Annotated in this window: 12 protein-coding genes; 3 read left to right on the top strand and 9 right to left on the bottom strand. The window is 50.3% G+C overall.

Features of this window, described 5'->3' with window-relative positions:
- The first annotated feature begins 234 nt into the window (after positions 1-234).
- On the top strand, positions 235-660 hold the full coding sequence (locus tag BLQ82_RS18195; RefSeq protein WP_062521078.1) for an SRPBCC family protein: 426 nt from the start codon (positions 235-237) through the stop codon (positions 658-660).
- A 3-nt stretch (positions 661-663) separates the two neighbouring features.
- Entirely contained in the window at positions 664-996 is a 333-nt protein-coding gene (locus tag BLQ82_RS18190) for an ArsR/SmtB family transcription factor (protein WP_062521076.1), read from the top strand.
- Positions 997-1,299: 303 nt separating this feature from the next.
- On the opposite strand, the gene BLQ82_RS18185 is transcribed toward BLQ82_RS18190, so the two are convergent.
- The 8 genes from BLQ82_RS18185 to leuC all read right to left on the bottom strand — a co-directional run bounded on the left by BLQ82_RS18185 (position 1,300) and on the right by leuC (position 11,401).
- Positions 1,300-1,566: a hypothetical protein gene (locus tag BLQ82_RS18185; RefSeq protein WP_020432793.1), complete on the bottom strand. Its 267-nt coding sequence runs from the start codon at positions 1,564-1,566 to the stop codon at positions 1,300-1,302.
- Positions 1,567-1,610: 44 nt separating this feature from the next.
- Positions 1,611-2,282, bottom strand: coding sequence for an endonuclease III (nth, locus tag BLQ82_RS18180; RefSeq protein WP_062521074.1), 672 nt, complete (start codon positions 2,280-2,282; stop codon positions 1,611-1,613).
- A gap of 96 nt (positions 2,283-2,378) precedes the next feature.
- Positions 2,379-5,132 carry an S-layer homology domain-containing protein gene (locus tag BLQ82_RS18175; RefSeq protein ID WP_062521072.1) on the bottom strand — a complete coding sequence of 918 codons (2,754 nt, stop codon included), beginning with the start codon at positions 5,130-5,132 and terminating at the stop codon, positions 2,379-2,381.
- 82 nt (positions 5,133-5,214) lie between these two features.
- Positions 5,215-5,880, bottom strand: a complete 666-nt coding sequence (locus BLQ82_RS18170; RefSeq protein WP_062521070.1) for a GerMN domain-containing protein — start codon at positions 5,878-5,880, stop codon at positions 5,215-5,217.
- Positions 5,881-5,989: 109 nt separating this feature from the next.
- Complete coding sequence (locus tag BLQ82_RS18165; RefSeq protein ID WP_062521068.1) at positions 5,990-7,429, bottom strand: N-acetylmuramoyl-L-alanine amidase family protein; 1,440 nt, start codon at positions 7,427-7,429, stop codon at positions 5,990-5,992.
- Positions 7,430-7,591: 162 nt separating this feature from the next.
- Entirely contained in the window at positions 7,592-9,169 is a 1,578-nt protein-coding gene (locus BLQ82_RS18160; protein WP_062521067.1) for an N-acetylmuramoyl-L-alanine amidase family protein, read from the bottom strand.
- A gap of 177 nt (positions 9,170-9,346) precedes the next feature.
- The gene (gene leuD / locus BLQ82_RS18155; protein WP_062521065.1) at positions 9,347-9,949 is read right to left on the bottom strand and encodes a 3-isopropylmalate dehydratase small subunit; all 603 of its coding nucleotides are present in this window, start codon (positions 9,947-9,949) and stop codon (positions 9,347-9,349) included.
- A 27-nt stretch (positions 9,950-9,976) separates the two neighbouring features.
- Positions 9,977-11,401 carry a 3-isopropylmalate dehydratase large subunit gene (leuC, locus tag BLQ82_RS18150; RefSeq protein ID WP_062521063.1) on the bottom strand — a complete coding sequence of 475 codons (1,425 nt, stop codon included), beginning with the start codon at positions 11,399-11,401 and terminating at the stop codon, positions 9,977-9,979.
- Between the two features lie 596 nt (positions 11,402-11,997).
- On the opposite strand from leuC, the gene BLQ82_RS18145 reads away from it, so the two are divergent.
- Positions 11,998-12,909, top strand: coding sequence for a LysR family transcriptional regulator (locus BLQ82_RS18145; RefSeq protein WP_062521061.1), 912 nt, complete (start codon positions 11,998-12,000; stop codon positions 12,907-12,909).
- 89 nt (positions 12,910-12,998) lie between these two features.
- On the opposite strand, the gene BLQ82_RS18140 is transcribed toward BLQ82_RS18145, so the two are convergent.
- Positions 12,999-13,196, bottom strand: a complete 198-nt coding sequence (locus tag BLQ82_RS18140) for a hypothetical protein (RefSeq protein ID WP_062521059.1) — start codon at positions 13,194-13,196, stop codon at positions 12,999-13,001.
- Positions 13,197-13,375 lie beyond the last annotated feature (179 nt).

Raw genomic sequence — 13,375 nt, 5'->3', positions numbered from 1 at the left:
TCCGGATAATACGTTTACAAAACCGCAGATTACCTCCCTTGTTTCTACGGACATAGCGGGAGAATGGACTAGTTTGCAGAGCAGTAGTTCTAGCCTATTTATAATTTAGGTCTTTGCGCGGAACGATAAATGAAAAAAAGTAATGAGTATGTAATTACAATTGCAATATAACACCTATTGGTGTTACTATAAACACGAAACCAAAAGGTGTTATAAAAAAATTGGAGGCCTCTTATGAACACTGAAGAAACATTGCCTGAAATCCGCAAAACTGTAGTCCTTAACGCTCCCATCGATAAAGTATGGAAGGCTGTTGCCACTTCCGGGGGCCTTGCCGCCTGGTGGATGGACAATACCTTTGAGCCCGTCTTAGGCCAGGAGTTTATTCTCCGGTCCGGACAATTTGGCGATTCTCCTTGCAAAGTCACCGAACTGGAGCCGCCTCACCGGTTGGGCTTTGATTGGGGGAAAGACTGGCATCTCGCTTTTGAGTTGAAAGAGCTGGAGAACCAACAGACCGAATTCACTCTGATTCATTCCGGCTGGGATGAAGCAAAGGTCACTGAATTCGGACAACCCCATTCGGTTATCCGCGGCATCATGAACGGGGGCTGGGAAAAAATCGTCCATCAAAGTCTTGTGCGTTATGTTGAGGCCTAAACAGTGTCTGCCCCCGCACTCAAACATGATGTATTTCAGGCGATTGCCGACCCCACCCGCCGCAGCGTATTACAGCTGCTCGCCCAGCACGATATGCCGATTGTAGCCATCTCGGAGAATTTTCCGTTGTCGCGAACCGCTATTAACAAACATCTGCATATCTTATCAGATGCAGGTCTTGTCAGCTCACGGCGGGTTGGCCGGGAGACCAGGTATAGGCTTCAGCCGGAGCCACTTGCTGAGCTAAAAGACTGGCTGGCCTTCTTTGAGACCTATTGGCACGACAGATTGTCACTGCTGAAGGATTTCGTGGAGAAGGAACCTGACCCGCAATAAAAGCATTTAGCAAGACTATTCATATGTTCACAAAAAACAAAACGGCTGTACCGTCCATGGGTGGACAGCGCAGCCTATTTTCGTTGGACCCGGCGGCAAGCTTCAGGTGGAACAAGTGAGCTTAATCCGGCCATTCGTACCTTTTGAGGTTCACTAATTCCACTTCACTCCCCTGTAGCGGGAAATAGAAGGATAATTTATTGCGTGAAGCATATAAGTCCTAATTTGAAAAAAGCCGGCCCAGCGGCCGGCTATCTCACATCACATTATTACTGCTCTCCAAGGTTCAACTCAACTAAGCAATTAGGCAGTTTCCAAAACAGGCAGCAAAATTTCGAATACTTTGCCGTGCTGAAGAATCGTCAGGCCACGGGATTTGTCTCTCATCACTACAACTTCAGGTTTTTGAGACATCCGTTCCAGATAGTGCTCAGGCACATCGCCGGAGTGGCTGATCGTAATGCCTTCGACTTCCTGCTCTTCGTTTTCCTCCAGCGGACTTTCAACTACACGCTCAAAAATATCGGAGAAAGCTTCAAAATTATCGGTATATACAGAAATGCACTTCATCTCTATCCCATCCTCTTCTTCATCTCTAACTCTTAACTAATGGTTCACGTATGATTCTTAGCTTTCCTGATTACAGCAGTTTTCATACGTTTCTTGCCTTCCCGGCAGACATCCAGCAGCGGGCATACCTGGCATTTGGGATTCTGGGCTTTGCAGTGGTAGCGTCCGAAAAAGATCAGCCGGTGGTGCGTGAGTGTCCACTCGTCACGCGGCACCGCCTTCATCAGCTTCTTTTCCACTTCCAGCACGGAATCCTTCCAGCCCGCAAGGGCGAGCCTTTTGGCTACCCGTTCGACATGTGTATCCACCGCAATGGCCGGGACTCCAAAAGCGTTCGATACGACCACATTAGCGGTCTTGCGACCGACACCCGGCAGGGTTACCAGCAAGTCATGGGCCTGAGGCACCTCGCCGCCATACTGCTCTATCAGGATGGAGCACAGACTTTGAATATGCTTCGCCTTATTGCGGTATAAACCGATACGCCGGATGTCACTCTCCAGTTCCTCGATGGGTACAGAAACGTAATCGAGCGGAGTTTTGTACTTTTGAAACAGGTCCTCGGTGACTTTGTTCACTGTTGCGTCCGTACATTGGGCTGAGAGCAGCACGGCTATCGTTAATTCAAAAGCGTTGCTGTGGTTCAGCTCACAATGCGCATCAGGGAATAGCTCACCGATGGTATCCAGGATGTGGCGGACCTCTGCAGCTTTCATAGTGTCCCCTCCACCTTTATATTTCAAAAAAAACGTCTTGAAGCAGGCCAAACGCCTGAATCAAGACGGTGTTTCACGCGGAAAATCACCAAGCTCTTATTGTTTCGCAATCTCAACAAGAATATTATTATTGAAATACATTATAATATTATCATTTTCTTTGAGAGATTGCACGGGTAAAGTCGTGTCGCCTTGATGAATATATACATTCGGACCCGGAACAAAGCGGTAATTACTATCGGAAGCACTTGCGCGTTTTACCAGAATCTCATTTGTTCCACTCTCGTAACGCCAGAATACACGGTTCTGCTGGCTGAGTACACGGATAATTGTCGACCCGTCCGAATCCTTGCGCACTTCCACACGGTCAGCTGTGGTCAGTGAACCCAGTGATGTCGTTGTAGACCCGTCACGGATAATTTTGATCCCGCCAGCCGCTGAGAACGTCTGTGCACCGCCTTTGTAATCCTTCAAGGTAAACGTTCCGGCAGCCGCATCTACTGCGGTCAGTTGGCCTGAGTTAAGTTTTACCGCTTTAAGAGAGAACGGCGCACTTCCATTAAAGGTGATATTTACAAAATCCCCCACCTTCAAATCACCGATCTTGATGCTTTTTCCGGTTTCATCTGTCATCGGCAGCGTATAGGTATTCAGTACGGTCGTTCCCCCTGACCATTTCACTCCCAGCTTATTCGCCGTTGCATCCAGAGTAGCAATCTCCAACTGCATGGATGAGTTTGCACGGAGTACCGATACCCCGCTCTGATTATCCGCAAGAACAGCAGTAACTGCACTGTCAAGTGCCACATCTGTAATTGCCGATGTAGTGCGTCCGAAGATTTCCACCGACTGCGGATAAGGCAAGGTAACCAACTGCGCATTGGCAAGCTTCAATGTGATCGTTCTGTTCGCTACATTCACAGCAGTCAATGTACCGTCATATTTGGTGCTTGTTTCCACAGATAAGGCGCGCTGGCCTGCAGCTACTACATCCACTTTGCGGCCTTCGGCAAGTCTGTAACCCATATTAGCCAGAGAAGTGGTTGTAGCGCCATCATAAGCAAGCTTCGTATTTGCATCAATCTTTACCAATTGTGCTTTGCCGCTGCTGTCCGTAACGGTCAGAAGCTGCGTTTTTGCACTGTAATCGACCACTGTTGCACCGGTGAACTGGCTGATCTGCCGGCTCAAAACTTCAATTTTGGTCACCTGGTCACTGCTGTTCAAGGTGAGCTGTACATTGTCTCCGGCCGTTGCATCAGCGACCAGATCTCCAATGGCCGGTGTGGCAACGCCGGGAATGATGATGGCTGGCGATGTGCCAAGCAGATTCACTTCACGTGTGCCATCAGCTTTTTTGTAGACAATCGTTGAGCCTGTCAGTTCAGTAATTGCCCCCTGGACAGTTCGTTCTACCCCAGAAGTCACTTCGACTGTCCGGATCAGGTTATCCTTGACTGTATATTTGACGGCAGCCCCCGTCTTCAGATCAGCGGGCAGCAGCACTGCACTTTGCGAGCTGAACAGGGTCGTGCCATCCTCCCATTTGAAGGATTCTGTTGCACCCTCTGCTGTTTTGAACGTTATACTCTTTGCTGCAGTGTCTACACTTTGAATGGTTCCGTTTGCCGTTTTATTGACAATTCCTGAGGTCACCTGTACCTTCACAAGCTTGCCCGCACCGCTGAACGTTTCCCGAAGCAGAGCAACCTTGCTGGCAGCGGTAATCGAGGAGGCAGAAATAGCAGCACCGTTTACATCCACAAAGGCGGTGCTTCCATCATAGCTGTACTGATCGTATCCGGTTGGAGAATCCAGCCAGATCGTTCCTGGAGTAACTTTGGCAAATACACCTTCAATAGTTTGCACCTGCTGCACCGGATCTGTCACTTCTACATAAGCGGCATTATAGGTAGCTCCAATAACAGTCACTTTGGTATAAGGCTTAAGATCGGTAAAGTTGATTCTGGTATCAACAGTACTGGTAAAGTAAGCGGTGCTGTAGGTTACATTGAATACAGATGTGCTGCCATTGTTGTACAGCGTCAATTTCCCGTCCTGCAGTGCACTTATGGTCCCTTTGACCGTGTTGTCATAATCCAGCGAATTGTGAGCTTCGGCACGGCTGAAGAAGGTCGCCAATTGCGCCCGGGTTACAGCACCTTGCGGATCAAAGCGGTTGCCGTCCAGACCGTTGGCCAGCCCCAGACCCACTGCGGCGTTAATATACCCCCGTTTGTTGGCGGTAACTTTCGCATCATCTGCGAACCCGGTAGGTTTAACCGATACAGCAGCGGCTTCCGCATTCTTGCCGAGTGCCCGGATCAGGAGCTCAGCTACCCATTCACGGCTGGCTTTACGTTCTCCCCAGGAGGTTTTCAGATTATCAGGAGCCATTTCTACCGCTTTGTCCAGCAGCCCCTGCTGGAAAGCAAGCACGACATAAGGCTTATAATAGTTGGTTACTTTGAAATCCGTTGGAAAAGCTACATTGGAATCGCTTTGCACATTGCCCTGCAGCTTCATGAAACGCAGCGCCATCAGCACCGCTTCCTGCTGGGTAATGGAATCCCCCGGACGGAATAGACCGTTATTACCTACAACAATTCCCTGAGAAGCCAGCTTATAGATATGTTTTTCGGCCCAGAAGCCATTTTTTACATCTGTAAAAATACCTGCCGCGGCTGTTGGAGCAGAACCATTATTAGCTCCAGAGGTTGCTGCCGGTGCAGCAGTCGCAGCAAAAGCCGCACCTGCTCCGCCAAACACCATCGTGCCGGCCAGAATTACGGCTGCCGCTTTGCTGGAGTAAGTATGAATTGTACGTTTTGACCTTTTTTGCCCGGACAATAGGTTATTCCCCTCTCTATGGATCAATTTTAAATAGACTGTAGGTATTTCGCCAGTTAGCAGGCTTATTCCTGCATTTTCCTTACAAACCGCTGTTCTCTCTAGTAAGCGGATGTTCCAGATCCACATGGCCCATGAGACTTTCCACCTGCTCGCCATCCACAAGAACCTCAATGCTCTTCACTTCTTCGAACTGAAAGAGGGTCTGGGCCAGCGCGCTGATGGCAAATGCTTCGCCGCCTGCTCCAAGCTGTGCCTCATCCGGCTTATGGATATCCATAATAATCTGCCCGTCAGTGAACTTAAGCGATTTAAGCTCAATTTTCCCCCATAAAGGCACCTGGTCAGGATTGCTGCTGCTCTGCAGCGATTTATAAGCCTCACTGTATTTCTCCACATTATCTGTATAGCTGATATCGGTTTTGGCAGAAACCAGCTCCATTTGCTGAGGATCCGTATAATACACAGAAATGGTCTGGCTTTTTTTGGCTGGTGCTGCCGGCTGCTCTGTAGCTGCAGGGGTAGCAGTAGGTTCTGCTGTCGGCTGAGCGGATGCTGATGCGGATACCGTTGCAGTAGCGGTAGCCGCAGCGTCCTGTCCTCCTTCATTGCTGCCTGCACCATTGACAACCGCTGTGGAGTCCTGACCTTGTTCATTGGCTGGAGCTGCTGTAGGTTTATCTCCGCAGCCGGATATCACAAGCAGAAGCAAAGCTGCCATACCTGCATATGTCAATTTCTTGTTCATCAACAATTACCCCCTCTGGATGAATATGGGCAGACAGGGCCGCAAAGCCTTTTTGACCTGCTAAGATCGAAAGCTGACTTTGCGGCCCTGCTGTGCCGCTTGGCTGCTGCTATAATTTGAGATATTCCTTAATGCCGGCGACAATGCCAGCGGCTACCTTGTTCTGCAGATCTTCTGAGAACAACAGGGCTTCGTCTCCCTTATTGCTCAGATAGCCGACCTCCAGCAGCACGGCAGGCATCTTAGTCTCCCGAATCACATGGAAGTTCCCATAACGAACTCCCCTGTCGCTTAATCCGGTAGCTTGGACCAGATATTTATGCATTACATTCGCCAGAGCCTTGCTTGCCGCCCGCTGATAATAGGTTTCCGAGCCGCTGGCCGCAGACGATGAACCACTGTTCGCATGAACGGATATAAACAGATCGGCTTTGAGATTATTGGCCATTCCTGCCCGTTCCTTCAATTCCAGGAAAGTATCATCGCTGCGGGTAAGTACGACGTCAACCATATTTTCCTGCTTCAACAGTGCAGCTGCCTTAAGTATTACTGCCAGATTGAAGTTTTTTTCGTATTTGCCAGTAACCCCGACTGCCCCGGAATCCTTGGCGCCATGCCCCGCATCCAGCACTACAAGCTTCCGTCCGTTGTTGCCGGGCAATGTGGCAGGATCGTCAGTGCTTGCCGCATTCAAATCCACAACGACCAGCTTAGAGACATCCCCCGACACATTAACACTATAATTCTTGGCCTGATTCAGATCAATCACAAACCGGACAGTGTACGGGTTAGTACTGTATAGCGAGTAGCGCACTCCTGAAACATCCGGATAATCAGTCACTGCAATCGCACCGTTCAGATCCGGGCTCAGCACCTGACCCGTTCCGAATACATCTGAGAACGTGGCATTCGGAAGATCGACGACTATACGGTCCGGCCCGGTTACCTTGGATACCACCGGCTGCGAATTTCCATCCATGGCAATGGTCAGCCGGTTTTCACTAAAGCTGATACCATTAACCATGGTTAAATTTGTCGTTGTATCCACCGGAGGCACTTCTACGCTTGTCCCGCCGTCTCCGGAACTTTCTCCCGTATTATTGGTGCTGTCGGGAATTTCCGGGGTAATAAGATTTACAACCTTGGCTGTGTTGTCCCAGGTAACCTTCAGGCCAAACTGTTCACCGATGAACCGGATCGGCACCAGCGTCGTGTCGCTCCTAAGCAGCGGTGCTGTCGTCAGTACAACGGTCTTGTCATCGACGGAAGCCGCAGTCTGATCGACAATCAGCTTGATGGTCTTGCCTTGCTGTTCAATTGTAACCGTCTTGCTCTTCTGATCCCAATTCACCTGGTAACCCAGGTTCTCGGCAATCATTCTTAGCGGCACCATAATGGAGTTGTTCACATTTTCAACTGGAACATCTTGTCCTGCCGTCAGCTCCTTGCCATCAAGAAAAATCTTGTTGCTCCCGCCAGCGGCATGTCCATGCCCCGGCAGAACAACTACAAAGAGCAGCAGCAACAGCATAAAAGCAAATTTCTTCATTCTTCACCTCAAGAATCTAGTATTCCGCCCAAAAAAAGCGTTCATGATGCCAGTCTGCCTGACAGCCTTCGACAATGATTAGACGCCGGGTTTCCTTAAAAGTTGCGAATATATACCATATCCAAACCTATCTCCTCACTTGCATCATTCGGCAGAGCGCCATTACAAGCCGAGATATTCCATAATTCCGGCAACAATTTCCCGGGCCAGGCTGTCCTGAAGCTGTTCACTGTACATAGCCGATTCATTTCCCGGATTAGTAAGGTAACCTACCTCAAGGAGCACTGCCGGCATGCTGGTTTCTCTCGTGACATGCAGACTTTTAGTTCTTATTCCGTTGTCCTTGAACCCTGTCGCCGCTACCAGATGTTTGTGCAGAATCTGGGCAAGCGGCAGGCTTTCCGCCCGTGAATAATAAGTCTCGCTCCCATTAACTTTATTCCTGTTCGGGTAATCTGCAGGCAAAGAGTTGCCATGGACGGATATAAACAGATTGGCCTTCGCCCTTTCCGCGATGTTTACACGATCCTGCAGTCCAAGCGTAATGTCCTCTGTGCGGGTGAATACTACGTCAACCAGTCCTGCCTGCATCAGCAGCGCGCCCGCCTTTTGAATCACAGCGAGGTTGAAGTTCTTCTCCAGCTTGCCTGTGAGACTGACGGCTCCGGATTGAGTGCCGCCATGACCGGCGTCAAGTACGACTACCGGCTTGCCGGTAAGCCCTGTCCCCCCTGTGGGAGGTGTTCCGCTTCCGCTGCTTACAACATTCAAGTCAACGGTCACCAGTCCCGTACTGTCATCCGTACTCACCTGGTAAGGCTGGCTGCCAGCGGTCTGTATTACAAATCTGGCAGTGGGCGGACTCACACTGAAGAGCGCGTAACGCACCTCGGTAACCAGCGGATATCCGCTGACATCGAGCTTGCCCTGAGGGCTTCCGCTGGCGGAAACTCCCGGAAAGCTGCCGGCAAAATCGGGGGCAAAGGCAGCGCCCGGAAAATCAATGACAATCCGGTCCGGACTTCCCATTTGGGTAACATTAGGCTTAGCTGCCCCTGCCACAGAGATGATCAGCCGGTTCTCGCTGAACACCGCACCCATGACCTGCGGAGAACCGACAGCCGTACCCGCGCTGCCTGGTATAGGAGTAGGAGTGGGGTCCGTCACTCCGGTTACAATATCTCCGCCTGCCCCTTGGCTGTCTGCAGGGACAGAGGTTGGCACTTGCACAGCCGTTGGAGCCGGTGCAGCCGAAGGCTGGGGACTGCTTGGACCTGCTGTACTGTCGGGAACCCCGCCGCTCAAGTAAACGGTCTTGTCACTGTTGTCCCAGCCTACCTTCAGCCCGAACTGCTCACTGACAAAGCGGATAGGCACCAGCACCGTGCCGCCCGCCTGTTTCGGTGCTGCGTTCAGTGCCAGTGTAACTCCATCGGCATCGGCTGTTTTGCTGCCTACAGCCAGTTGCACACTCTTGCCGTCCTGCTGGACCGTTACTTTGTGCGACTTCTGCTCCCACAGCACCTCAAATCCCAGATTCTCAACGACGACCCGGATGGGAATCATAACGCTTCCATTTACGTTCTCTAACTTGATTCCCTTGGGAATCTCCAATTCCCTGTTGTCCATAATAATTCTGCCCGCGCTGTTCCCGGCAGCTGCGGCTTCATGGCCGGCGAATGATAGCAGTAGCAGTGGCAGCAGCAATAGAAATAGCACTCGTTGTCCGGCTCTTCTCATCCTTTCCTCTCCTTCTGGCAAATGTTAGATACTTAGATAAGATTAAGACGACAGAAATCTCCAAAAGTTGCCTTTCCGGGCAATGAATATATTGATTATAGCAAAAAAACTTCTATTTCCGACACCCGGAAATAGAAGTTTTGTGTAAATCTTGTAAAGTTTTTATGTTGACTTTTCTTACGCAAACAGCTTGGCAGCGTGGCGTTCCTCGTAGGCAGCGATTTCGTCCGCATGCTGAAGCGTCAGCCCGATATCATCCAGACCCTGCAGCAGGAATTGACGGCGGTGTTCATCCAGTTCAAAAGTAATACTGAGTCCATGATCATCACGAAGCAGGTTATTCTCCAGATCCACTGTCAATTCGTAGCCATCATGCTCTGCTGTACGCTTGAACAGCTCATCTACCTGGGATTCCGACAGTTTAATCGGCAGAATCCCGTTTTTGAAGCAGTTGTTGTAGAAAATATCGGCATACGAAGGGGCAATAACGACCCGGAAGCCGTAATCCATAATGGCCCAAGGCGCGTGCTCACGTGAGGAGCCACAGCCGAAATTGGCCCGCGAGATCAGAACCGAAGCCCCTTTATAGCGGGGTTTGTTCATTTCAAACGCAGCATTGTCATTTCCGGCTTCGTCAAAACGCCATTCGTAGAACAAAAATTGTCCAAAGCCTGTGCGTTCGATCCGTTTCAAAAACTGCTTAGGGATAATAGCGTCCGTATCTACATTTACCCGGTCTACCGGGGCAACGATTCCCGTTAATTTCTTGAATGCTTCCATGATTAGTTCCTCCTGCTCTCTCAAGTTCTATGCGTTGACGGCTTCCGCCTTGTAGTTCCAGTCACGGACATCGGTAAAATGGCCTTTGATCGCAGCCGCAGCCGCCATAGCAGGAGATACCAGATGCGTGCGTCCGCCGCGCCCCTGACGTCCTTCAAAGTTCCGGTTCGAGGTAGATGCGCAGCGCTGTCCAGGCTGCAGGACATCCGGGTTCATGGCGAGGCACATGCTGCAGCCCGCTTCGCGCCATTCGAACCCTGCTTCTGTAAATACTTTGTCAAGCCCTTCCTTCTCGGCCTGCATCTTCACGCGTCCCGATCCCGGTACCACAATGGCCGTAACCTTATCGGATACCTTATGGCCCTTTGCTACCTCGGCAGCAGCCCGTAAATCTTCAATACGTCCATTCGTGCAGGACCCGATGAAGACATAGTCAATACCGATTTCGGAAATCGGTGTTCCCGGTACCAAGTCCATATATTCAAGCGCTTTTTCAGCCGCCTTACGTTCATTCTCCGTCGTGAAATCTGCCGGGTTCGGCACAGTGGAGGAGATATCCGTACCCATACCCGGGCTGGTTCCCCAGGTTACCTGCGGAATCAAAGACTCCACATCAAATTCAACAACGGTATCATACTGGGCGCCTTCGTCGCTGACAAGCTCCTTCCAGCTTTCAACCGCAGCATCATAAGCCGCGCCCTGCGGCACATACTGGCGTCCGCGCAGATAGTTGAAGGTAGTCTCATCCGGAGCGATCAGCCCCGCTCTTGCCCCGCCTTCGATCGACATGTTGCAGACCGTCATGCGTTCTTCCATCGACAGCTCACGGATGGCTTCGCCGGTATATTCAATAACATAACCTGTTGCAAAATCAGTGCCGTACTTGGCAATAACCCCAAGAATCATATCCTTGGCCGTTACGCCGGGATTGCGTTTGCCTTTGAAACGGACTTCCATCGTTTTGGCCTTGGACTGCTGCAGACACTGGGTCGCCAGCACATGCTCAACTTCACTGGTGCCGATCCCGAAGGCCAGTGCACCGAATGCACCATGTGTAGAAGTATGGCTGTCGCCGCAGACGATGGTTTTGCCGGGATGAGTCAATCCGATTTCAGGACCCATAACATGCACTACACCTTGGTCAATATCATTCAGATCGAACAATCTTACGCCAAAATCGCGGCAGTTCTGCGACAACGTATCAATCTGCTGCTTGGAGATAGGATCGGTAATATTGTAACGGTCCTTGGTGGGAACGTTATGATCCATAGTTGCAAAAGTAAGGCCCGGACGGCGCACCTTGCGGCCGCTGAGGCGAAGTCCTTCAAAAGCCTGCGGGGATGTCACCTCATGCACCAGATGCAGATCGATGTAAATGATGCTCGGCTTGCCTTCCTCCTGATGGATTACGTGATTGTCCCAAATCTTTTCAAACATTGTCTTGTTGCCCATGTCTTCACCTCATAAAGTAGAATCGTTCATTGGAAGAGAAAGTGGAGTCTCTCTTGAATGATCTAAATATAACATCGCGGTGTTTATAATTCCAAGATATGATTTCTATAAAAGTCATAGGTTTGACCTATAAGCAGCAAGCAATCCCCCTTCATTTTTACTAAAAATGGTCCAAGCAATCGATCATCCCCTCTCATAAGCTGATCCAACCCTGCGATTGTTCCTGATGTTACCTTTACAATCTTCCGGAATTCGGTCCCGATCTTTACTACTGTCTATCAAAAGCCTGCGTCCCAGGCGATGACGGAGCTGACTTATGAGATGTCCGGTATTACAGCCGTTGATTTTCCTCCCGCTGCCGATGTGCTCGCAGGTCAAATCCGCTATATCATCAGCGTAACTACAAATTATGGAGTCACTTTGGGAGCCAGAAGTTTCTCTGGAATTGCAGTTGCAGGCTGATGGATAACCTATGGCTTGAGCATTGGCTATCCTATTGCTGGCTCATCCTTCTCGGCAATCTCACCTATATTAATAACAATATTTATAGGTTATACTTATAAGCAACAATCTATCTAAGGGTGAGGAATCTGTTTATGGAACTCAGACAGCTGCAATATGCCCTGCAAATCGCGGCAGAGCGGAATTTTTCCCGGGCAGCGGATAAACTGCATATCGCCCAGCCTTCACTTAGCCAGCAGCTTTCAAAGCTGGAGAAAGAGCTGGGTGTCCTCCTTTTCCAGCGCAATACCAGCTCGGTAGAGCTTACGCACGCCGGTGAGAAATTTGTGGAGCAGGCCCAGACCATTATTGATGCCGTGGAGCTGCTGCGCCAGGAGATGTCGGATATTTCCCAGCTGCGGAAGGGTCGCGTGGTTGTAGGAAGCATGCCCATTACCGGTGCCCATTTGCTGCCGCATGTACTTCCCGTATTTAAGAGTAAATATGCCGAGGTCGAAATCACCCTGCTGGAGGACTCCTCCATGAACCTGGAAAAACTCACCGCCAGCGGCCAGACCGACCTCAGCCTGCTCTCCTTACCGCTGGAAATCCCTACGCTTGCCTACGAGGTGCTGGGTGAAGAGAGGATCGACCTTGCCGTTCCTCCGGAGCATTCCCTCGCTTCGCGGAGCGCCTCAGGAATTCGCACTGCCTTGGGGGAATTAAGGGATGAACCGTTTATTGTCCTTAAAGAAGGCCAGGGCTTCCGCAAAATGACCGTGGAATTATGCCGTGCAGCCGGTTTTGAGCCGCGTATTGTTTTCGAAAGCAATAATATGGAAACGGTTCAATCGCTCGTTGCCACCGGCATGGGCGTGACTCTGGTTCCCCACTTTATTGCCCGCGCGCCGCGCAGTGAATTTGTTCCTGTGTATCTGCCGCTTGCCGATCCGGTGCCCAGCCGTACACTGGTCGTCGCCTACCGCCGGGGCCGTTATTTATCCAACGCTGCGGAGGCTTTTATGGAAACGTTCAGAACGACGGTCAAAGGTCTTTCAGTGGAATAGTCCCGCTCCTGCTATAAATAAAAAAGCCCTTCCTGCTCACAATTGTGGCTAGAAGGTCTTTTTTATAAAATGAAACCTTATTCGTGCGCTTATTTACGCAAATTATGCTGGGTGATCAGGCGGTTCTGATCATCGGTCAATCGGGCTGTGCTCTCGTCGACCAGACCTTTTGTGCGTGAATCCACGGTGTTCTCCTCAACAAATTCCCGCATCGCCTTGTTTTGAACCTCGGCCGCTTCTATGGAATTTCGCTTCTGTTCCTGCTGGACGTTGTCTTTCTTACTCAAGTCTATCCACCTCCTGGTAACAGATTATAAGTATTTTACCCCATCCCCCAATGGATAAACATCAGATTCACCGCCGGGCTCCTGGAAAAAATATTACCTCCGGGACTCTTTGCAAACCTTACTTCTCCATGGTATTCTAAATGTCAAACAGTGAAACGTGCAGACGGGACCAGTACGAA

The organism is Paenibacillus jilunlii (assembly GCF_900102965.1).
Lineage (GTDB): Bacteria > Bacillota > Bacilli > Paenibacillales > Paenibacillaceae > Paenibacillus_AQ > Paenibacillus_AQ jilunlii.
This window is presented reverse-complemented; position numbering and strand designations above follow the sequence as displayed.